Here is a 20771-nt window from a genome sequence, read left to right as displayed (position 1 = left end):
CCGGTCGCCCGTACGACGAAGGGCGCGCCCCCGGCTGAACAGCCGGCGACGCGCCCGTGTCGCAGGGGCCCCTCAGGTCGAGTCGCGTGTCACCAGCTCCGTGGGCAGGATCACCGCCATCGGGTCCTCGCCGTTGATCTGCGCCAGCAGCACCCGCACCATCTCCGCGCTGATCCGGTCGTAGGGCTGGCGGATCGTGGTCAGGGCCGGGGTCGCCTCCAGGGCGGCGACGGAGTCGTCGAAGCCGCCCACGGACACGTCCTCGGGGACCCGGCGGCCCGCCCTCGCCAGGGCGGCGAGCGCGCCCTGCGCCATCAGGTCGGAGGCCACGAACATGGCGTCCAGGTCGGGGGCCTGCGCCAGCAGCCGCTCGGCCCCCGCCTCGCCGCTCGCCCGGCTGTAGTCGCCGGAGACGATGAGCCGCTCGTCGATCGCGATCCCCGCGTCCGTGAGCACCTCCTTGTACCCGGCGAGCCGGTCAACCCCGCCCGGCGTGTCCAGCGGACCGCTGACCATGGCGATCCGGCGCCGCCCCAGCGACAGCAGATGGCGCACCATGTCCCGGGCGCCGTCCCGGTCGTCCGCGGCCACGTAACTCACCTTGGCGCCGGGCCCCATGGGCTTGCCGCACTGGACGAGCGGCACACCCGCCTCGCGCAGCTCCTCCGCGACCGGGTCGCCGGAGTGGCTGGAGACCAGCAGCACCCCGTCGACGTGCCCCGCGGTGATGTACCGCGTTATGCGCCGCCGTTCGTCCTTCGTGCCCGCCAGCATCAGCAGCAGCGGGATGTCGTGCGCGGCCAGCGCCTGCGTGCAGCTGCTGAGCAGGACGTTGAAGTTCGGGTCCTCGAAGAACCGCTCCTGAGGCTCCGTCAGCAGGAAGCCGATGGAGTCCGAACGTCCGGTGATCAGCGAGCGGGCGTGGCGGTTGACGACGTAACCCGTCTTGCGGATCGCCGCGTTGACCGCCTCCTGGGCGGCCGGGCTGACGTAGTGCCCGCCGTTCAGCACCCGCGAGACCGTGCCGCGCGAGACGCCGGCCTCGCGCGCCACGTCGTGGATCGTCGGCGGTTTGCGCCGACCCCCCGCATTGTTCATGGTCATGACTTTACGGCCCCGGACAGCAGATCCAGGCTCCAGAACCGCTGGATGACCAGGAAGAGCGCGATCAGCGGGAACACCGCGAGGAACGCGCCGGTGATCACCAGGGTGTACAGGGCGGGGGTGTTGGAGCCCTGCTCCAGGAGCGTGTACAGACCGAGCGTGATCGGGAACTTCTCGTCGTCGCTCAGCATGATGTACGGAAGGAGGAAGTTGTTCCAGATCGCCACGAACTGGAACAGGAACACCGTGACCATGCCCGGGACCATCATCGGCAGCGCGACCCGCGTGAAGATCCGCCACTCGCTCGCCCCGTCCATCCGCCCGGCCTCCACCACGTCGGCGGGCACGGCCGCGGCGGCGTAGATACGGGCGAGGTAGACACCGTACGGCGAGAGGATCTGCGGCAGCAGCACGGACAGGTAGGAGTCCGTCAAGTCCGCCTGTGCCAGCAGCAGATACTGCGGGACGGCCAGGATGACCGGCGGCATCAGCACGCCCGCGAGCAGCACGTTGAAGATCGTCTCGCGGCCCCGGAAGCGGTACGTCGCCAGCGCGTAGCCGCTGAACGCCGACACCACCGTGGACAGCAGCGCGCCGAAACCGGCGTAGAAGGCGGAGTTGCCCATCCATTCCCAGTAGACGCCGTCGCGGTAGGCGTTGAGGTCCTTCAGGTTGTCGACGAAGCCCGTGCCCGGCAGGAAGGTGAAGGTGGAGAACAGCTCCTTGCCCGACTTGGTGGACGCGATGACGACCCAGGCCACCGGCAGCAGCGTGTACAGCGCGCCGATCAGCAGGGTGAGCGTCGGGACGAGCGCGATCCGGCCGCGCAGGGGCGGGCCCTGGGCGGCGCCGGGCGTGGTGCCTGCCGCCGGTTCGGCCTTGCGGACGGCAAGAGAACTCATCGTGCTGCCTCCTGCTTCTGACGACGGTTCGCGGCCCGCAGGAACCCGAAGGACAGCAGCAGCGTGGCGAGCGCGATGATCACGGCCTGCGCGGCCGCCGCGTAGATGTCGTTGGTGCCGAACGCGTCCCGGTAGACCTTCATCAACGGGCTCCAGGTCGTGGACACCGAGTTGGTGAGGGGCTTGAGGGTGGTCGGCTCGTTGTACACCTGGAGCGTGGCGATGATCGAGAAGAAGAAGGTCAGCACCAGCGAGGGCGCCACCATCGGGATCTTGATCTTCAGTGCGATCTGGCGCGGGGTGGCGCCGTCCAGTTTCGCCGCCTCGTACACCTCGGCCGGGATGGCCTGGAGCGCGGTGTAGATGACGATCATGTTGAAGCCGGTACCGCCCCACACCGCGATGTTCGACAGGGCGAGGTACAGCGGACCACCGCTGAGCAGGTCCGGCTGCGGCAGCCCGAACTTGTCCAGCACGTAGTAGAAGGGGCTGACGTCCGGCAGGTACAGGAAGCCCCACAGCATGGCCGCCACGACGCCGGGGATGGCGTACGGCAGGAAGATCGCGAGGCGGGTGAAGGGGGTGAAGCGGACCTTGTCGGAGTCGAGCATCAGCGCGAACAGCAGGGCGAGGCCGAGCATGACGGGGACGACGATGCAGCCGTACCCGAGGACGCGCAGGGCCCCGTGCAGCAGCTCGCTGTCCTGGAGGGCGTCCGTGTAGTTCGACAGGCCGGCCCAGACCTCCTCGCGTGCGCCCTTGCCGAGGCCGAGCCCGGAGACGTGCACCTTGCGGAAGCTGAGCCAGACCGCGTACCCGATGGGCAGCGCGAAGAAGACGGCGAACAGGACCGTGGCGGGGATGAGAAAGGCGTACGGGGCCCCCTTGACCCCGTACGACTTCCGGCGTGCGCTCGTCACTCGGAGACCCCGAAGCCCTGCTTCTTGAGGTCGGCGACGGTGGCGTCCTGCATCGTGTCCAGGGCCGCGGCGAAGTCCGACTTGCTCTTGGCGGCGGCACCGAAGGCGTCGTTGAAGGCCGTGTAGGCGACGTTCACGTTCGGGCCCCAGGCGGAGGGCGCCGTGGTCTTCGCGATCTCGGCGGCCTTGGTGTAGAAGTCGGCCTGGTTGGAGAAGAACGCGGGCGGCTCGGCGAAGGCGCCCGAGGTCTGGGCGTTGGTGGCGGCCGGGTAGATGCCGCTCTCCTTGGCCAGCGCGGTCAGGGCCGCGCCGTCGGTGTTCAGCCAGGCGGCGAACTTGGCCGCGGCCTCCTGGTGCTTGGAGTCCGTCGTCACGGCCGTCGAGGAGCCGCCCCAGCTGCCGGTCTTGTTCTCACCGGCGGACCACTGGGGGAGCGGGGCCATGGCCCACTTGCCCTTGGTGTCCGGCGCGGCCGTGGTCAGCGTGCCCGGCGCCCACACGGCGGAGACCCAGGCGATCTGCTTGCCGGTGTTGAGCGCCTTGTTCCAGGCCGGGGTGTACATCGGCTGGTTGTCGATGGCGCCCTCCTTGACCAGGCCGCCCCAGAAGTCGGCGACCTTCTTGGTGGCGGCGTCGTTGATGCCGACCTTCCACTTGTCGCCCTCGGTGGTCCACCACTGGGCGCCGGCCTGCTGCGCCAAGCCCGCGAACAGGCCGGAGTCGTTGGCGGAGAACGTCGTCAGGTCCGTGTCGGGGGACTTCTTCTTCAGCGCCCGGGCCGTCTCGGCGAACGCGTCCCAGGTGGTCGGGACGGTCAGGCCGTACTTCTTGAAGAGGTCCTGGCGGTAGTAGAACATCATCGGGCCGATGTCCTGCGGCACCGCGTAGACGGCGTCCGTGCCCAGCGTGGTCTGCTGCCAGACCCCCTCGGCGAACTTGCCCTTCGCGTCGCCCACGTTCTTCGAGATGTCCGCCAGCGCGTCGTTGCTGACCAGGGTGGGCAGCGCCTGGTACTCGGCCTGGACCAGGTCGGGGGCCTTGCCGGCCTTGTGCGCGGTGAGGATCTTGGTGACCAGCGTGTCGCCGGACGCCTGCTTCTTCACCGTGACGGTGATCCGGTCCTTCTTGCCCTGGCCCTTGTTCCACAGGTCGACGACCTTGTCCATACCGGGGGTCCAGGTCCAGTACGTCAGCGACACCGGACCCGAGTCGGTCTTCGTGTCGTCGTCGTCCGAACCGCAGGCGGCGAGTGCGGTGGCGCCGAGGGCGACGGCGACGGTGGATGCTGCCACTCTGCTGAGCCGGCTGCGCTTCGTGATGGGCATGGATCTCTCCCCTGACCAGGGTTCTCGCCTGCTGCGAGAACCTGCCATGCTTCTGTGAGCGTTCACAGTAGAGAAACATCCCGGACACTTGTCAATGGTTGTTGCTGTGCGGTTATGTTGGCCTCGCACCGCTGATCAAGTGTGTGCACGTTCCCAAATGATCGATTAAACGGGAGAGATCCATGCCGGAGTCCACCCCCAAGGGCCTCACCAGGCTCGCCTTCGGTGGGGATTACAACCCCGAGCAGTGGCCGGAGAGCGTCTGGCAGGAGGACGTCCGCCTGATGCGCGAGGCTGGCGTCACCATGGTGAGTGCCGGGATCTTCTCCTGGGCGCTCCTGGAGCCCTCGCCCGGGGTGTACGACTTCGGCTGGCTCGACCGCCTGTTCGATCTGCTCCATGAGAACGGCATCCGCGTCGACCTGGGCACCCCCACCGTGGTGCCGCCGGTCTGGTTCTACCGGACCCACCCCGACGCCCTGCCGGTGACGGCGGAGGGCGTGCGCTACGAGTTCGGCTCGCGCGGCGCGATCTGCCACAGCAACGCCGACTACCGCGCCGCCGCCGCGAACATCACCACCAAGCTGGCCGAACGCTACGGCGACCACCCGGCGCTCGCGATGTGGCACGTGCACAACGAGTACGGCGTCCCCGTCTCGGCCTGCTACTGCGACTCGTGCGCCGCCCACTTCCGCCGCTGGCTGGAGTCGGTGTACGGCACGGTCGACGCCGTCAACGAGGCCTGGGGCACCGCCTTCTGGGGCCAGCGCTACGGCGCCTTCGCGGACATCAACCCGCCGCGCCTGAGCCCCACCGTCGGCAACCCGGCCCAGGCGCTGGACTACAAGCGCTTCGCCGACGCCACCATGCGCGAGAACTTCGTCATGGAGCGGGACATCCTGCACCGGCTCTCGCCCGGTGTCCCGGTGACGACCAACTTCATGACCGCCCTCAGCCAGTGCGACTCCGTCGACTACTGGGCCTGGGGCCGCGAGGTCGACATCGTCACCAACGACCACTACCTGATCACCGACGGCCGCCGCACCCACGTCAATCTCGCGATGGCCGCCGACCTGACCCGCTCGGTGGCCGGGGGAGCGCCCTGGATCCTCCTGGAGCACTCCACCTCGGGCGTCAACTGGCAGCCCCGCAACCCCGCCAAGGCCCCCGGCCAGATGGCCCGCAACTCCCTCGCCCACGTGGCGCGCGGCTCCGAGGGCGCCATGTTCTTCCAGTGGCGCCAGTCCCGGCGCGGCGCCGAGAAGTTCCACTCCTCGATGCTTCCGCACGCCGGCACCGACACGCGCGTGTGGCGCGAGGTCGTCGAACTCGGCTCCTCCCTCGACTCGTTGAGCACGATCCGCGGCACCCGCACCGAGGCCGACGTCGCCGTCCTGTGGGACTGGCACTCCTGGTGGGCGCAGAACCTGGACTGGCGCCCCAGTGAGGACCACGACGCCCGTGAACGCGCCGACGCCTTCTACGAGACCCTCTACGACCGCCACCTCACGGTCGACTTCGCCCACCCCGAAGCCGACTTGTCGAGATATCCCCTTGTCGTCGTACCGGCCCTCTACCTGATGACCGAGGCCGCCGGGCACAACCTCAAGGAGTACGTAGAGAACGGCGGCACCCTCGTCGTCTCGTACTTCTCCGGCATCGTCGACGAGCACGACGCCGTGCACGAGGGTGCCTACCCGGGCCCCCTGCGGGACGTCCTGGGCCTGACGATCGAGGAGTTCTCGCCGCTGCTCAAGGACCAGTCGGTGCGCATCACCGGCCCCGACGGCTCCGAGCTCAGCGGCGACGTATGGACCGAGTTCGTCGTCCCGCGCGGCGCCGAGACCGTCTGGGCCTACGCCGACGGCCTCACCGCGGGCCACCCCGCCGTCACCCGGCACCGCTTCGGCCAGGGCTCCGCCTGGTACGTCTCCACCCGGCTCGGCGCCGAGGGCCTGGACGCCCTGCTGGGCTGGGCCGCCGAGGACGCCCGGATCGCACCGCGCGCCGACCTGCCCCGCGACATCGAGGTGGTGCGCCGCACCGGCGAGTCGGGCACCTACCTGTTCGCGATCAACCACACCGGGGCGGACGCCAAGGTGGCGCTGGAGGCCTCCGGCACCGAACTGCTGACCGGTGAACGCGCCGCGGGCCGCCTGGAGATCCCCGCGGGCGCGGTGCGGGTCGTACGACTCGACGGCTGAACCCGGCCCTCGGGGACCCAGCGACTCCCCTCCGCCCGCGCGAGCCGCGAGAGCCGCGGGCGGAGGGGCTCCTTCGTCACCCCGGCGAAGGACACCCCCAACCCATGATGTCGAAGGGACGACGGACGACGATGTTCCATCCCAGACGCACCCTGCGCGCCCTGCTCCTCCCGCTCACCGCGGGGCTCGCCCTCACCGCCCTGCCCGCGCAGACGGCCCAGGCGGCGAGCACGCTGACCAACGGCGGGTTCGAGTCCGACGGCGCGGGCGTGGCGGCCCCCGCCGGCTGGTCCGAGTACGGCACGGCCGCCGCCTCCTACACCGAGGCGGGCGGCCACGGCGGCAGTTACCGCCTCACCCACTACTCGTCCTCCGCCTACAAGGTGGAGACGTACCAGTACCTGTCCGGGCTGACCAACGGGAACTACAAGCTCACCGCGTGGGTCCGCTCCGGCGGCGGCCAGAACTCCGCCTACATAGCCCTGAAGAACTGCGGCGGCACCGACCAGCGCACCGACCTCCCGGTCTCCCCGAGCGGGTGGATCCACATCGTCGTGCCGGTCAACGTGACCAGCAACCAGTGCACCATCAGCATCAACAGTGACGCGAACGCCGGTAACTGGATCAACGTCGACGACCTGACCTTCGCCTCCGGCACGTCCAGTACGTCGATCAAGGGGTCCGACGTCTCCTCCCTCGCCAAGAGCGAGGCCCTGGGCGGAACCTACAAGACCAGCTCCGGCACGGCCGGCGACGCGCTCGCCATCCTGAAGTCCGCCGGACAGAACTACGCGCGCGTCAAGGTCTGGGTCAACGCGGCCGACGGCTACAACGGCAGGACCCAGGTCCTGGCGATGGCCAAGCGCATCAAGGCGCAGGGCATGAAGCTGCTGGTGGACTTCCACTACTCGGACACCTGGGCCGACCCGGGTGCCCAGACCGTGCCCGCCGCCTGGTCGGGCCACAGCTACAGCCAGCTCAAGACGGACGTCTACAACCACACCTACGACGTCCTCAACGCGCTGAAGGCGCAGGGGACCACGGCCGACATGGTCCAGGTGGGCAACGAGATCAACGGCGGCATGCTGTGGTCCGCGGGCTCCACCGACAACTGGTCGCAGCTCGCCGGTCTGCTCAACTCCGGCTACAGCGCGGCCAAGGCGGTCAGCTCCTCCACCCAGGTGGCGCTGCATCTCGCCAAGGGCGGTGACCTGACCGGCACCCGCTGGTGGTTCGACAACGCGGTCGCCAACGGCGTCAGCTTCGACGTCATCGGCCTGTCCTACTACGGCTACTGGCACGGCTCGCTCCACGACTTCCAGACGACCCTGGACGACGCGGCCTCGCGTTACGGCAAGCCGGTCTTCGTCGCCGAGACGGCCTACCCCTTCCGCCTCGACAGCGACGACTCCTACGAGAACATCATCGACCTCACCGGCGAGCTGGTCTCCGGCTACCCCGCAAGCACGGCCGGGCAGACACGCTGGATGAACGACGTCGCGAGCATCGTGGAGGCCGTCCCGAACGGCCGTGGCCTCGGCGTCTTCTACTGGGAGTCGACCTGGACCGCGGTCACCGGCAACGGCTGGGACCCGACCGACTCCTCGTCCGGCAACGGCTGGGAGAACCAGGCCCTGTTCGACTACGACAACAAGGCGCAGCCCGCGATGGCGTGGTTCCGCCACCGGTAGTCCCACCGCACGACCAGGGCCCGGCCGCGCCGACGCGGCCGGGCCCTGGTGCTGTCCCGCGCAAGGGCCGAACTTCCTTTTCCCGCAGGTACGTTCGGTACCGGACAAGGTATGAGAAGTCCGCCCATGGCGGCGTCGACTGCGGGACAGTGGGAACACGCGGTTCGAGGAGGTCGGACGGAGGGGACGACATGCTGAGGACTCCTGTCGGTCAGCGACGGCTGGACATCCTGGAGTGGCTCAAGGACCCGGTGACGCACTTCCCGGGCCGGCGCCACGGCAGCCCGGCCGAGGACGGCGTCACCGCGGACGCCGTCGCCGCCAAGCTCGGCGTACGCCGCCAAGTCGCCGACACCCACCTGGAGTTGCTCGCCGACATCGGCCTGCTGCGCACCAAGCGGATCCGCCGCCGGATCTACTACCGGCGCGACGAGGTGCGGATAGCCGAGGTGGCGCGCATGTTCGAGAAGGGCTGGTAGACAGAGCAGGGCGAGAGAGAGGACAGTTCGTGGAGCGCGCGCAGAAGCTGGTCCCGCACCGGTACGTCGCCATCGGCGGTCACGGCCCCGAGGACGTGGTGCCCGACAGCCGGGGCCGGGTGCTGACCGGCGTGGCCGACGGCCGCATCCTCCGCCTCGACGGCCTCGCCGACCCGGCCACGACCCGTGTCGAGGTGCTCGCCGAGACCGGCGGCAGACCCCTCGGCCTGGAACTCCTCGCGGACGACGACCTGCTGGTGTGCGACGCCGAACTCGGACTGCTGCGCGTCGACCTCACCGACGGCCTGGTGCGCATCCTCGCCGACTCGGTGGCGGGGGAGAGGCTGCGTTTCTGCAGCAACACCGTCGCCCTGTCCGACGGCAGCGTCTGCTTCACGGTCTCCAGCCGGCGCTACCCGCTCGACGCATGGATCGGCGACCTCGTCGAGCGCACCGCCACGGGACGGCTCCTGCGTCTCGCGCCCGGCAGCGAGACCCCCGAAGTCCTCGCGGAGGACCTTGAGTTCGCCAACGGGCTGGCCCTGAGCGCCGACGAGTCGTTCCTCGTCGTCGCCGAGTCCGGCGCGTACCGCCTCAGCCGCCATTGGCTCACCGGACCGCGCGCGGGACACACCGAACCCTTCGCCGAGCACCTCCCCGGCATGCCCGACAACCTCTGGCGCTCGGGCCCCGACGGACCGATCTGGGTCTCCCTGGCCGGCCCCCGCGTCCCCCCGCTCGGCCTGCTGCACCGTGCCGGCCCCACCGTCCGCCGTTCCGCCGCCCGGCTGGCCGTCCGCGCCCCTTTCCGGCCCTCCGGCACCATCGGCGTCCTCGCCGTCGACGAACACGGCGGGGTCGTCCACCACCTCGCCCGCCGCCACTCCGGCTTCCGCATGGTCACCAGCGTCTGCGAGGCGGCCGGCCATCTGGTCCTGGGCAGCCTGTGGGAGCGGGGCGTGGCCCTGTGCGAGCCGCCCAGCGGTAAGTGACCCCGGCGTTACCCTGTTGACCGGCCATGACCGGGCCGTTCAGGCAGGGAGACGTACGACCATGACAGCCCCGGAGACCGAGAGCCTCCGTGCCCCCACCCCGGGGCGACCGCCCGTGCTGCGCGGCCAGGCGCCCGTGGTCGCCGTGGTCGCGCTCGGCGGCGCCGTCGGCGCCACGGCCCGCTGGGCGCTCTCCCTCTGGTGGCCGCACCGGCCGGGCGGATTCCCCTGGGCGACCTTCTGCACCAACGTCGTGGGCTGCGCGGTCATAGGCGTGTTCATGGTGGTCATCACCGACCTATGGGCCGCCCACAAGCTGGTCCGCCCCTTCTTCGGCACCGGTGTCCTCGGCGGCTTCACCACCTTCTCCACCTACGCCGTCGACATCCGGAAACTGGTCGACTCCGGCCACCCCGCAACCGGGTTGGCCTACCTCGCCGCGACCCTGCTCGCGGCCCTCACCGCGGTGTGGCTCGCCGCGACCGCCACCCGCCGCGTCCTGAAGCGGAGGCAGCCATGACAAGGCTGACCGGCAGTGCCCTGCGCGTGACCGTGTTCGTCGGGGAGAACGACACCTGGCACCACAAGCCCCTCTACAGCGAGATCGTCCACCGCGCCCACGCGGCGGGCCTGGCGGGAGCCAGTGTCTTCCGCGGCATCGAGGGCTTCGGCGCCTCCTCCCTGATCCACACCTCCCGGCTGCTGTCCCTGAGCGAGGACCTGCCCGTCGCGATCGTCGTCGTCGACACCGAGGACCGGGTGCGGGCCTTCCTGCCGCAGCTCGACGAACTCGTCACCGAGGGGCTGGTGATCCTCGACGACTGCGAGGTCATCCGGTACGTCGGCCGCGACGCCGACGCAGACTCCGACGAAACGGACACGAAGGGTAAGAGCTCGTTGTGAACTGGTTGCTGGTGGTCGCGGGCGCCGCGGTCGGCGCTCCGCTGCGCTATCTCACCGACCGGGCCATACAGTCCCGCCACGACTCGGTCTTCCCCTGGGGCACCTTCGCGGTCAACGTCACCGGCTGTCTGGTGCTCGGCCTGGTCACCGGAGCGGCGGGACCGCACCTGCAACTGCTGCTCGGCACGGGCCTGTGCGGGGCGCTGACGACGTACTCGACGTTCTCCTACGAGACCCTGCGGCTGGCCGAGACGGGAGCGGGTCTCTACGCCCTGGCCAACGTCGGCGCGAGCCTGGTGGCCGGTCTGGGGGCGGCCTTCGTGGGCGTGGAGCTTGCCCAGGCGGTGTAAAACTGTGCCCGCCCTGCCTCCTCCCCGCCGGAAGAACTGGATCCCATGAGCGTCATCAGCGTCGGTCAGGCCGTCGTCCTCGGAGCCGTCGAGGGGGTGACCGAATTCCTGCCCGTCTCCTCGACCGGCCATCTGAAGATCACCGAGGGGCTCATGGACATCCCCGTCGACGACGACGCCGTCGTCGGGTTCTCGGCCGTCATCCAGGTCGGCGCGATCGCCGCCGTGCTCGTGTACTTCCGCAAGGACATCGCGCGGATCGTCTCCGCCTGGTTCCGCGGACTGCGCGACAAGGAGGAGCGGTACCACCACGACTACAAGTTCGCCTGGTGGGTCATCTACGCCACCCTTCCGATCGTCGCCGTGGGCCTGGCCGCCAAGCCGCTCATCGAGGGGCCGCTCGCCTCGCTGTGGGTGGTGGCCGGCTCGCTCATCGTCGGCAGCGGTGTGATGTGGGCGGCCGACCAGATGGGCCGCCACAAGAGGGGGGAGGACGACACCTCCTTCAAGGACGCGATGCTCGTCGGCAGCTCCCAGATCCTCGCCCTGCTCTTCCCCGGCTTCTCCCGCTCCGGTGCCACCATGTCCACCGCGCTCATGCTCGACCTGGACCGCGTCGCCGCCACCCGGCTGTCGTTCTTCCTCGGCATCCCCGCCCTGACCGGCGCCGGCATCTACGAGCTCAAGGACGCCCTGGGCACCGGCGCGGGCGCCGCCCCGCTGGCCGTCGGCACGGCCGTGTCCTTCGTCGTCGCCTACGCCTCCATCGCCTGGCTGCTGAAGTTCGTCGCCAAGCACTCCTTCAACGCCTTCGTGATCTACCGGATCGCCGTCGGCGTGCTGCTCTTCGGCCTGCTGGCCACGGGCGTGCTCGACAGCTGACCGGCCCACGACGGGGCGTGAGCCGGCATTCAGCCCTCACGCCCCGTGAAAATCTCCTTTCAGGCGCCTTGACAGCACCCTCCCGTCGCCCGGAGTATCACTCCCGTGAACCTGTCAGACAGCCGGACAGCCGGACAGCCCCCACGGCGCGTCAGTGCCATGGAAGCGGTGCTGGCGCATCTACGCGCCGCCATCGAGCGCGGTGACTACGCCATCGGCGACAAGCTCCCCTCCGAGGCGGAGCTCTGCCGCACCCTGGAGATCAGCCGCCCCGTGCTGCGCGAGGCCCTCAGGGCCCTGCAGACCATGGGGCTGACGGTCTCCAAGACAGGCAAGGGCACCTTCGTGGTCGCCAACGCGGTGGAGGACCCCACCTTCGGCGACTACGCGGCCAGCGACCTGCTGGAGGTGCGCCGGCACGTCGAGATCCCCGTCGCCGGGTACGCGGCCCTGCGCCGCACCCCGGAGAACCTCGACCACCTGGCGCACCTGCTCGACCGCATGGAGCGGGAGACGGACACCACCGCCTGGGTCGCGATGGACACGCTGTTCCATCTGGCCGTCGCCGAGGCCGCCCAGAACCCGGTCTTCCGCCGGGTCATCGAGGAGATCCGCGACGCACTGGCGCGTCAGTCGGCCTTCCTCAACGAGCTGGGCGGGCGCCGCGAGCAGTCCAACCGCGAGCACCGGGCGATCGTCGAAGCGCTGATCGACGGTTCCGAGCTCGACGCGGTGGAGGCCATGTCCCACCACCTCGACCGCGTCGAGACCACCCTCACCGACATCGTGCGTCCCCCTGGCAAGGGCACGGACACCCCCACGGAAGGCGAACCCCAGGCGTGAGCGAGCAGTCCCTGCACGAAGGCGTGCAGAAACGTTCCGGCCATGTCGACGCCGGAGACGAGGGATACAGCAAGTCCCTCAAGCACCGGCACGTCAACATGATCGCCATCGGCGGTGCCATCGGCACCGGCCTCTTTCTCGGCGCCGGCGGCCGCCTCGCCGACGCCGGCCCCTCGTTGTTCATCGCCTACGCGGTGTGCGGCGTCTTCGCCTTCCTGGTCGTGCGGGCCCTCGGCGAACTCGTCCTGTACCGCCCGTCCTCCGGCGCCTTCGTGTCGTACGCCCGGGAGTTCCTCGGCGAGAAGGGCGCCTATGTCGCGGGCTGGATGTACTTCCTGAACTGGGCCACCACCGGCATCGCCGACATCACCGCCGTGGCCGTCTACACCCACTACTGGGGCATGTTCTCCGACATCCCCCAGTGGGTGATCGCGCTCATCGCGCTCGCGGTCGTCCTCACCGTCAACCTCATCTCGGTGAGGATGTTCGGCGAGATGGAGTTCTGGTTCGCCATCGTCAAGGTGGGCGCGCTCGTGGCGTTCATGCTGATCGGCATCTTCCTGCTGGTCACCCAGCACGAGGTCGGCGACACCACCCCGGGCCCCGCCCTGATCACCGACCACGGCGGCATCTTCCCCAACGGCCTGCTGCCCATGCTGCTGATCCTCCAGGGCGTCGTCTTCGCCTACGCCTCGGTGGAACTGGTGGGCGTCGCGGCCGGCGAGACCGAGAACCCCGAGAAGATCATGCCGAAGGCGATCAACTCGATCATGTGGCGCGTCGGCCTGTTCTACGTCGGTTCGGTCGTCCTGCTGTCGATGCTGCTGCCCTGGAACAAGTACACCGGCGGCGAGAGCCCCTTCGTGACCGTGCTCTCCAACATCGGCGTCCCCGCGGCCGGCGGCGTGATGAACCTCGTCGTCCTCACCGCGGCCATGTCCTCCCTCAACTCCGGGCTCTACTCCACCGGCCGCATCCTGCGCTCCATGGCCAAGTCCGGCTCCGCGCCCAGGTTCACCGGTGTCATGAGCCGCAGCCAGGTCCCCTACGGCGGCATCCTGCTCACCAGCGGCATCTGCGTCCTCGGTGTCGGCCTCAACGCCGTCGTCCCCGCCGACGCGTTCGAGATCGTGCTGAACTTCGCCGCGATCGGGATCCTGTCCACCTGGGGCATGATCATGGTCTGCCACGCGCTCTTCTGGCAGAAGACCGAGAGGGGCGAACTGACCCGCCCCGGCTACCGACTGCCGGGATCCCCCTGGACCGAGATCGTGACGCTGGCGTTCCTCGCCTCCGTCCTGGTCCTGATGTACGCCGACGGCGGCGTCGGACGCACCACCGTGCTGTGCCTGCCGCTGATCGTCGGGGCGCTGGTCGTCGGGTGGTACGCCGTCCGCGGCCGGGTCGCCCGTACGTCCACCGAGACCGAATCCGCAGGCGCCGACGCGTGAACACGCACGTGAGCGCCGAGATCCATCCCGCCGGCACCGACGCGTGACCCGCGCGGCGCTTCCCGAGAAGGCAGTTATGTTGAGCAGTTCCGTCGCGGACGCACCCCTGATCCGCGAGCCCCTCCACGCCCCCGTCGCCCACCTGATACGCGGCGGGGTCGTGGAGGGCATCCACTACGGTTCCGTCGTCGTCCTCGGCGCCGACGGGCGGGTCGAGTTCCAGCTCGGCGACATCGAGGCCGCGTTCTACCCGCGCTCGGCGCTCAAGCCGGTGCAGGCGGTCGCCATGGTGCGGGCCGGGCTGCCGCTGGACGGCGAACTGCTCTCGCTGGCCGCCGCGAGCCACTCCGGCGAGGAGCGGCATCTCGCCGGGACCCGCCGCATCCTCGAACTGGCCGGCGTCTCCGAGGACGCCCTGCGCAACGTTCCCGACCTGCCGTTCGACCCGGTCGTGCGGGACGGGTGGGTACGGGAGGGTCGGCTTCCGTCGCGGCTCGCGCAGAACTGCTCCGGGAAGCACGCGGCGATGCTGTACACGTGCGTGCTCAACGACTGGCCCCTGGAGGGCTACCTCGACCCCGCGCACCCCTTGCAGCAGGCAATCGCCGAGATCGTCGAGGACCTCACCGGGCAGCGCATCGCGCGGGTGACCGTCGACGGATGCGGGGCACCCCTGTTCTCCGTGTCCCTGCACGGGCTGGCCCGCGCCGTCTCCCGGATCACCTCCGCCGTCCCCGGTACGCCCGAGGCGCGGGTCGCCGATGCGATGCGTGAGCACGCGGAGATGGCGTCCGGGGCCGGACGGGACGTCGCCGCGCTGATGCGGGCCGTGCCCGGTCTGCTCGCCAAGGACGGGTTCGAGGGCGTGCAGGTCGCCGCGCTGCCTGATGGCCGGGCGGTGGCCGTGAAGATCGCGGACGGGGCCGACCGGGCGCGCATTCCGGTGGCGGCGGCGGCCCTCGGGTGGGCCGGGGTGGATGCCTCGCTGCTCACCGAGTTCCAGGGCGAGGCACTGCTGGGGGGCGGGGAGCCGGTCGGGTGTGTGCGGCCGGTTCGTTCGCTCGAGCCCGTTGCGGTGTCGGCCTGCGCCTAGGGATGTGCCTCGTTCTCTGAATCGCGACTGCGGGCCGGTTGTGGCCGGTCGCGCAGTTCCCCGCGCCCCCAAGACACTCACCCTCACCCCTCTCAGAAAGAGGAACTGAACCTCATGACCTCCGTCGTCGCACGTTCCGAGCACGACCTGCTCGGCCACCGGGACGTCCCCGCCGACGCCTACTGGGGTGTGCACACCCTGCGGGCCACCGAGAACTTCCCCATCACCGGGACCCCCATCTCCGCCTACCCGCACCTCATCGACGCCCTCGCCGCCGTCAAGGAGGCCGCCGCCCTCGCCAACGAGGAGCTGGGACTGCTGGAGCCCCGCAAGGCCGCCGCGATCGTCGAGGCATGCCGGGAGATCCGGGACGGAAAGCTGCACGACCAGTTCGTCGTCGACGTCATCCAGGGCGGGGCCGGCACCTCGACCAACATGAACGCCAACGAGGTCGTCGCCAACCGGGCGTTGGAACTGCTGGGGCACGCCAAGGGCGAGTATCAGCACCTGCACCCCAACGAGGACGTCAACCTGGGGCAGTCCACCAATGACGTCTACCCGACCGCCGTCAAGATCGCGACGGTCTTCGCGGTGCGTGGACTGCTCAAGTCGATGGCTGTACTCCAGGACTCCTTCGCCCGTAAGGCGGTCGAGTTCCGTGACGTGCTCAAGATGGGCCGTACACAGTTGCAGGACGCGGTGCCGATGACACTCGGTCAAGAGTTCTCCGCGTACGCCGTCATGATTGACGAGGACCGCAACCGCCTTGACGAGGCCGTGCAGTTGATCCATGAGATCAACCTCGGGGCCACGGCCATCGGTACCGGACTCAATGCACCTGCCGGTTACGCCGAATCGGCCCGCCGCCACCTCTCCGCGATCACCGGCCTGCCGCTCGTCACGGCCGCCAACCTGGTGGAGGCCACGCAGGACTGCGGGGCGTTCGTCCAGATGTCCGGAGTGCTCAAGCGGATCGCCGTCAAGCTCAGCAAGAGCTGCAACGACCTGCGGCTGCTGTCGTCGGGTCCGCGCGCGGGTCTCGGCGAGATCAACCTGCCGCCCGTGCAGGCCGGTTCGTCGATCATGCCCGGCAAGGTCAACCCGGTGATCCCCGAGGTCGTCAACCAGGTCGCCTTCGAGGTCATCGGCAACGACGTCGCCATCACCATGGCCGCCGAGGCGGGACAGCTCCAGCTGAACGCCTTCGAGCCCATCATCCTGCACTCCCTCTCGGAGAGCATCACGCACCTGGGCGCCGCCTGCCGCACCCTCGCCGAACGCTGTGTCGACGGCATCACCGCCAACACCGAGAAGCTGCGCGCGAGCGTCGAGAACTCCATCGGCCTGGTCACCGCCCTCAACCCGCACATCGGGTACGAGGCCGCCACCGGCATCGCCAAGGAGGCCCTCGTCACCGGCCGCGGAGTGGCCGAACTGGTGCTGGAGAAGGGCCTGTTGCCCGCCGAGACGCTCGCCGACCTGCTGCGGCCCGAGGTCGTCGCGGGCAGCGGGCAGGCCCTGGCCTGACCAACCCCCGAAAACGGCGGATGCGCGCCGCGACCGGCCCGGAGGCAGAATAGTGATCATGAGTACGTCCCTGACCTTCGAGCCGGTCCTGGAGCGCATCGCCGAGGAGATCGGGCGGACGCCGGGACGGGGCCGCCCCGCCGACTACATCCCGGCGCTCGCCGCCTGCGACCCGCGCCGCTTCGGCATGGCCGTCGCCGAACTCGACGGCACGGTGTACGGCGTGGGGGACTGGCGGCAGCCGTTCTCCACGCAGTCCATCACCAAGGTCTTCACCCTCGCCCTCGACCTGGCCCGCGAGGGCGACGAACTCTGGGAGCACGTGGGCCGGGAGCCCTCGGGCAACCCCTTCAACTCCCTGGTCCAGCTGGAGTACGAGAACGGCATCCCGCGCAACCCGTTCATCAACGCGGGCGCCCTCGTCGTCACCGACCGCCTGCTGACCCGTACCGGAGACGCGGCGCACGAGCTCCTCACCTTCCTGCGCGCGGAGAGCGGCAACCCCGCCCTGGAGTTCGACGAGGAGGTCGCCGCCTCCGAGTCGGCCCACGGCGACCGCAACGCCGCACTCGCCCACTTCATGGCGTCGTACGGAAACATCGACAACCCCGTGCCGGGCCTGCTCGACCAGTACTTCCGGCAGTGCTCCCTGATGGCCTCCTGCGCCGACCTGGCCCTCGCGACGGGCTTCCTGGCCCGGCACGGCATCCGCGCGGACGGGTCCCGGCTGCTCACCCGCAGCCAGGCCAAGCAGGTCAACGCCGTGATGCTGACGTGCGGGACCTACGACGCGGCGGGCGATTTCGCCTACCGGGTCGGTCTGCCGGGCAAGAGCGGGGTCGGCGGCGGCATCATCGCGGTGGTGCCGGGCCGGTGCACGCTGTGCGTGTGGAGCCCGGGGCTGGACGAACGCGGCAACTCGGTGGCGGGCGTGGCGGCACTCGACCGCTTCACGACGCTCACCGGGCTGTCGGTGTTCTGACCACTTCCCCCGCACGGCACAGCGTTGACGCGGCCTCGGGTGTTCTGTTCACGCCGTGGTCGGCACAGCGTTGACGCGGCCTCGGGTGTTTTGTTCACGCCGTGGTCGGCACAGCGTTGACGCGGCCTCGGGTGTTCTGTTCATGCCGTGGTCGGCACAGCGTTGACGCGGCCTCCGGTGTTCTGTTCACGCCGTCTTCGGTGCACCGCTGACGCGGCTCCCGGCGTTCCGTGCGTGCCGCGCTCGGCCCCCGGCGTTCCGATCACACGGCGGTCACACGGCGGCCGCCGGCCGGAGTGTGCCCCGTCGGTTTCCGGTCACCTCTTGGCGACACGCTCTCCCCGTGGTCGTCCTCCGCCGCTGTCAGATACTCGGCCTGGCCGGAACCACCGTCCTCGCGGCAGGCGGTGAGACGGCCGGGGCCCTTCCCGTGCGGGAACTCCTCGGCCCCGCCTCGGTGCACGCCGCCGTCGGTCTGATCGGCGTCTACTTCGGCGTCGTCCTGCTGATCGCCGCGTGGGCGCTGCTGGGCCGTCTGATCCGCGGCCCCGAGCCGTCGCCCACCCCGCGGCAACTGCTGCTGCTCCTCGCCCTGTGGGCGGCGCCCCTGCTGCTGGCCCCGCCGCTCTTCAGCCGCGACGTGTACAGCTATCTGGCCCAGGGCGCCATGGTCGACGCCCACATGGACGTGTACACGCACGGTCCCGCGCAGCTCGGCGGGCCGCTCGCCGACGAGGTCGCCCCGCTGTGGCGGCACACGGCGGCCCCGTACGGCCCGGTCTTCCTCGTCCTGGCCTCGGCGCTGGCCGGCCTCACCCGCGGCGAACTGCCCGCCGGGCTGCTCGGCCTGCGGCTCGTCGCGCTGTCCGGAGTGGCCCTGATGGCGGCCGTGCTGCCCCGACTCGCCCGGCACAGCGGCGCCGACCCGGCCGCGGCGCTCTGGCTCGGCGCCCTCAACCCACTGGTCCTGCTCCACCTGGTCGCCGGCGCCCACAACGACGCGATCATGCTCGGGCTGCTCGGTGCCGGACTGGTTGCGGCGCTCGGCCGGTGGCCGGTCCTGGGCGCCGTGCTCGTCACCCTCGCCGCGCTGGTCAAGGCACCCGCCGCGCTCGGGCTCGCCGCGGTCGTCGTGCTGCAGACACGAGCCGGACGCGACCCGGCCAGGGCGGTGGTGACCACCGCTCTCGCCGCGGCCGCCACCACGGTCGCCGCGACCGCCGCGGCCGGCACCGGGTACGGCTGGACACGCGCCCTCGACACCCCCGTGTCGCCCCAGAACTGGGCTCTCACCAGCCTCCTCGGCCGCGCCACCCGTGCCCTGCTGGAACACCTCGGCAGTGACCTGGCGCCCCTGGCCGTACCGGTCTGGCACGCCCTCGGTATCGCGGTCACCACGCTCCTGCTCGCGATCACATGGTGGCGGCTGCGGCGCCGCCCGGTGTACGCGCTCGGCCTGAGTCTCGCCACGGTCGCCGCGCTCGGCCCGGCGATCCGCCCCTGGTACGCGCTGTGGGGACTGTTCCTCATCGCCGCCGCGGCTCCCACGGCCCCGGTACGGCACCGGGTGGCGGCCGTGACCGGTGTCCTCGCGCTCGCCACCCTGCCCAGCGGCCGCCCGGCCGACACCGGACAGCTGGTGCTCGCGGTGTGCGGGGGCGTTCTGGCCGTGGTCGTCCTGTGGCAGGCCCACCAGACGGACCGGGCCCCGGCGCGGAGTCGTGCGGCATGACCCCACCCCGCACCGACCGCGGCCGGCTGCTGCTGGTCCTCGCCCTCGGCACCGCCGTCACCGTCTTCACCGCGACGGTGCCGCTGCTGCGCGACTGGTTCGACCTGCGCGTCTACTACGGCACCGTCGGCAGCTGGGTCCACCACGGCGGACGCATCTACGACTACCGGGTCCCCGGCACGGCCTACGGCTTCACCTACCCGCCCTTCGCCGCCGTCGCCATGCTGCCGATGGCGGTGCTCCCCCCATCGGCCGTCGTCGTGGTGTCGCTGCTGCTGAACCTGGTGGCCCTCGGGGTGGTGGCCCGGCTGCTGACCGGACGCTTCTGGCGGCGTTTCGGCTGGTACGGCTGTGCGCTGGGGGCGTGCGGGCTCGCGCTGTTCGAGCCGTTGCGGGACACGTTCAGTTTCGGGCAGGTGAACCTGTTGCTGCTCGCCCTGGTGCTGACCGACTGCCGGCTGCTCGCCACGGGGCGAGAGCGCCGCGCGGGCTGGGGCATCGGTCTCGCGGCGGCGATCAAGCTGACCCCGGCGCTCTTCATCGGTCTGCTGCTGCTCACCGGGCGCCGACGTCCCGCGGCCGTGGCGACGGCGGTGGCCCTGGGCGCGACCGCCCTCGCGGCCTGCGTGGACCCGGACGCCTCGCGCTTCTACTGGACGGAGGCGATGTGGGACACCACGCGGGTGGGCCGCCTCGACTACGTCTCCAACCAGTCGCTGCAAGGCATCCTGGCCCGGCTGGCTGTGCAGGACCGCGCGGTGTGGGCCGGCGCGGTCCTGCTGGTGCTGTGCGTATGGGCCGTGCGAGCGGGCCGCGCGGCCGCTGCCGGGAACTGGGCGGCGGCCTTCGCCCTCACCGGGCTGACCGCCTGCCTGGTCAGCCCCATCACCTGGGTGCACCACCTGGTGTGGCTGCTGCCGGCCTTCGCCGTACTGGTCCGCGCCGGGCACCCACGCGTGGCGGGCGCCCTGTACACGGTCCTCTGCACCAGCGTGGTGTGGCTGTGGTTCGACGACGCGTCCGGCGTCGACGGATTCCTCGGCGGCAACACCTACACCTGGATCACGCTCGGTCTGCTGCTGTGGCTGCCGGCCGGTCAGCCGCGTGCGGTCCGCCTGCTCCTGGCGCGCAGGGCGAAGGCGACCGCCGCCGCGCCGAGCGCGGAGGAGGCCACGATGAACCCGGCCCGCAGCCAGCCGGGCCCGCCGTCCGCCCCGGTCGCGACAGCCGCCGGCACCGCGGGCGGCCCCGGCCGCGGCCTGCCGCGCAGAGCGTCCAGCGAACCCACGGCCGCGACGCGTCCGGCCGCGCCGAACCCCCAGTCGAGCAGTTCCCGCGCCTCCTCGTACACGGCGAAGCCGCCGCCCGCCTGAGGGTTCATGACGGTCACG

19 protein-coding genes are annotated in these 20771 nt (G+C 70.6%); 15 read left to right on the top strand and 4 right to left on the bottom strand.

The window, feature by feature from the left end; translation table 11 throughout:
• Positions 1-72 precede the first annotated feature (72 nt).
• The 4 genes from DI272_RS05010 to DI272_RS04995 are packed head-to-tail and all read right to left on the bottom strand — an operon-like array spanning position 73 to position 4251.
• Positions 73-1104: a LacI family DNA-binding transcriptional regulator gene (locus tag DI272_RS05010; RefSeq protein WP_109493924.1), complete on the bottom strand. Its 1032-nt coding sequence runs from the start codon at positions 1102-1104 to the stop codon at positions 73-75.
• Positions 1101-2006 carry a carbohydrate ABC transporter permease gene (locus tag DI272_RS05005; protein ID WP_109493923.1) on the bottom strand — a complete coding sequence of 302 codons (906 nt, stop codon included), beginning with the start codon at positions 2004-2006 and terminating at the stop codon, positions 1101-1103. Before DI272_RS05005 ends, DI272_RS05010 begins: the two co-directional genes overlap by 4 nt.
• A complete protein-coding gene (locus tag DI272_RS05000) occupies positions 2003-2926 on the bottom strand; it encodes a carbohydrate ABC transporter permease (protein ID WP_109493922.1) in 924 nt (307 codons plus the stop codon). The genes DI272_RS05005 and DI272_RS05000 overlap by 4 nt, the downstream gene beginning before the upstream one ends.
• Positions 2923-4251, bottom strand: coding sequence for an ABC transporter substrate-binding protein (locus tag DI272_RS04995; RefSeq protein WP_109493921.1), 1329 nt, complete (start codon positions 4249-4251; stop codon positions 2923-2925). Before DI272_RS04995 ends, DI272_RS05000 begins: the two co-directional genes overlap by 4 nt.
• 182 nt (positions 4252-4433) lie before the next feature.
• On the opposite strand from DI272_RS04995, the gene DI272_RS04990 reads away from it, so the two are divergent.
• The 15 genes from DI272_RS04990 (at position 4434) to DI272_RS45960 (ending at position 20753) form a co-directional block, all read left to right on the top strand.
• Positions 4434-6455 (top strand): beta-galactosidase, encoded by a 2022-nt coding sequence (locus tag DI272_RS04990; RefSeq protein WP_109493920.1) that lies wholly within the window; start codon positions 4434-4436, stop codon positions 6453-6455.
• Positions 6456-6586: 131 nt separating this feature from the next.
• Positions 6587-8146: a glycosyl hydrolase 53 family protein gene (locus tag DI272_RS04985; protein ID WP_109500689.1), complete on the top strand. Its 1560-nt coding sequence runs from the start codon at positions 6587-6589 to the stop codon at positions 8144-8146.
• A gap of 191 nt (positions 8147-8337) precedes the next feature.
• A complete protein-coding gene (locus tag DI272_RS04980) occupies positions 8338-8625 on the top strand; it encodes a helix-turn-helix domain-containing protein (RefSeq protein ID WP_109493919.1) in 288 nt (95 codons plus the stop codon).
• 29 nt (positions 8626-8654) lie between these two features.
• A complete protein-coding gene (locus tag DI272_RS04975) occupies positions 8655-9617 on the top strand; it encodes an SMP-30/gluconolactonase/LRE family protein (protein WP_109493918.1) in 963 nt (320 codons plus the stop codon).
• 61 nt (positions 9618-9678) lie between these two features.
• Complete coding sequence (crcB, locus tag DI272_RS04970; protein WP_109493917.1) at positions 9679-10137, top strand: fluoride efflux transporter CrcB; 459 nt, start codon at positions 9679-9681, stop codon at positions 10135-10137.
• The gene (locus tag DI272_RS04965; RefSeq protein WP_109493916.1) at positions 10134-10520 is read left to right on the top strand and encodes a DUF190 domain-containing protein; all 387 of its coding nucleotides are present in this window, start codon (positions 10134-10136) and stop codon (positions 10518-10520) included. The genes crcB (DI272_RS04970) and DI272_RS04965 overlap by 4 nt, the downstream gene beginning before the upstream one ends.
• Complete coding sequence (gene crcB / locus DI272_RS04960; RefSeq protein WP_109493915.1) at positions 10517-10870, top strand: fluoride efflux transporter CrcB; 354 nt, start codon at positions 10517-10519, stop codon at positions 10868-10870. The genes DI272_RS04965 and crcB (DI272_RS04960) overlap by 4 nt, the downstream gene beginning before the upstream one ends.
• 45 nt (positions 10871-10915) lie before the next feature.
• Positions 10916-11752, top strand: a complete 837-nt coding sequence (locus tag DI272_RS04955) for an undecaprenyl-diphosphate phosphatase (protein ID WP_109493914.1) — start codon at positions 10916-10918, stop codon at positions 11750-11752.
• 159 nt (positions 11753-11911) lie between these two features.
• Positions 11912-12595, top strand: a complete 684-nt coding sequence (locus tag DI272_RS04950) for a FadR/GntR family transcriptional regulator (RefSeq protein WP_109493913.1) — start codon at positions 11912-11914, stop codon at positions 12593-12595.
• The gene (locus tag DI272_RS04945) at positions 12592-14046 is read left to right on the top strand and encodes an amino acid permease (protein ID WP_109493912.1); all 1455 of its coding nucleotides are present in this window, start codon (positions 12592-12594) and stop codon (positions 14044-14046) included. Before DI272_RS04950 ends, DI272_RS04945 begins: the two co-directional genes overlap by 4 nt.
• A 76-nt stretch (positions 14047-14122) precedes the next feature.
• A complete protein-coding gene (locus tag DI272_RS04940; protein WP_109493911.1) occupies positions 14123-15139 on the top strand; it encodes an asparaginase in 1017 nt (338 codons plus the stop codon).
• Positions 15140-15253: 114 nt separating this feature from the next.
• Positions 15254-16666: an aspartate ammonia-lyase gene (gene aspA, locus DI272_RS04935; protein WP_109493910.1), complete on the top strand. Its 1413-nt coding sequence runs from the start codon at positions 15254-15256 to the stop codon at positions 16664-16666.
• A gap of 58 nt (positions 16667-16724) precedes the next feature.
• Positions 16725-17648, top strand: a complete 924-nt coding sequence (locus tag DI272_RS04930) for a glutaminase (protein ID WP_375138028.1) — start codon at positions 16725-16727, stop codon at positions 17646-17648.
• A 343-nt stretch (positions 17649-17991) separates the two neighbouring features.
• A complete protein-coding gene (gene mptB, locus DI272_RS04925) occupies positions 17992-19380 on the top strand; it encodes a polyprenol phosphomannose-dependent alpha 1,6 mannosyltransferase MptB (RefSeq protein ID WP_181387090.1) in 1389 nt (462 codons plus the stop codon).
• Positions 19377-20753, top strand: a complete 1377-nt coding sequence (locus tag DI272_RS45960) for a glycosyltransferase 87 family protein (RefSeq protein WP_109493908.1) — start codon at positions 19377-19379, stop codon at positions 20751-20753. The genes mptB and DI272_RS45960 overlap by 4 nt, the downstream gene beginning before the upstream one ends.
• Positions 20754-20771 lie beyond the last annotated feature (18 nt).

It is taken from the genome of Streptomyces sp. Act143 (assembly GCF_003143935.1).
GTDB lineage: Bacteria > Actinomycetota > Actinomycetes > Streptomycetales > Streptomycetaceae > Streptomyces.
The sequence above is the reverse complement of the archived record's forward strand: the minus strand, read 5'-3'. Positions and strand labels throughout refer to the sequence as shown.

What these genes read in the sequence shown, in the direction of transcription:
- DI272_RS05010 (WP_109493924.1), bottom strand. Translation starts at nt 1,104, where the DNA reads ATGACCATGAACAATGCGGGGGGTCGGCGCAAACCGCCGACGATCCAC.
- DI272_RS05005 (WP_109493923.1), bottom strand. Translation starts at nt 2,006, where the DNA reads ATGAGTTCTCTTGCCGTCCGCAAGGCCGAACCGGCGGCAGGCACCACG.
- DI272_RS04995 (WP_109493921.1), bottom strand. Translation starts at nt 4,251, where the DNA reads ATGCCCATCACGAAGCGCAGCCGGCTCAGCAGAGTGGCAGCATCCACC.
- DI272_RS04990 (WP_109493920.1), top strand. Translation starts at nt 4,434, where the DNA reads ATGCCGGAGTCCACCCCCAAGGGCCTCACCAGGCTCGCCTTCGGTGGG.
- DI272_RS04985 (WP_109500689.1), top strand. Translation starts at nt 6,587, where the DNA reads ATGTTCCATCCCAGACGCACCCTGCGCGCCCTGCTCCTCCCGCTCACC.
- DI272_RS04980 (WP_109493919.1), top strand. Translation starts at nt 8,338, where the DNA reads ATGCTGAGGACTCCTGTCGGTCAGCGACGGCTGGACATCCTGGAGTGG.
- crcB (WP_109493917.1), top strand. Translation starts at nt 9,679, where the DNA reads ATGACAGCCCCGGAGACCGAGAGCCTCCGTGCCCCCACCCCGGGGCGA.
- DI272_RS04965 (WP_109493916.1), top strand. Translation starts at nt 10,134, where the DNA reads ATGACAAGGCTGACCGGCAGTGCCCTGCGCGTGACCGTGTTCGTCGGG.
- DI272_RS04955 (WP_109493914.1), top strand. Translation starts at nt 10,916, where the DNA reads ATGAGCGTCATCAGCGTCGGTCAGGCCGTCGTCCTCGGAGCCGTCGAG.
- DI272_RS04950 (WP_109493913.1), top strand. Translation starts at nt 11,912, where the DNA reads ATGGAAGCGGTGCTGGCGCATCTACGCGCCGCCATCGAGCGCGGTGAC.
- DI272_RS04940 (WP_109493911.1), top strand. Translation starts at nt 14,123, where the DNA reads ATGTTGAGCAGTTCCGTCGCGGACGCACCCCTGATCCGCGAGCCCCTC.
- aspA (WP_109493910.1), top strand. Translation starts at nt 15,254, where the DNA reads ATGACCTCCGTCGTCGCACGTTCCGAGCACGACCTGCTCGGCCACCGG.
- DI272_RS04930 (WP_375138028.1), top strand. Translation starts at nt 16,725, where the DNA reads ATGAGTACGTCCCTGACCTTCGAGCCGGTCCTGGAGCGCATCGCCGAG.
- DI272_RS45960 (WP_109493908.1), top strand. Translation starts at nt 19,377, where the DNA reads ATGACCCCACCCCGCACCGACCGCGGCCGGCTGCTGCTGGTCCTCGCC.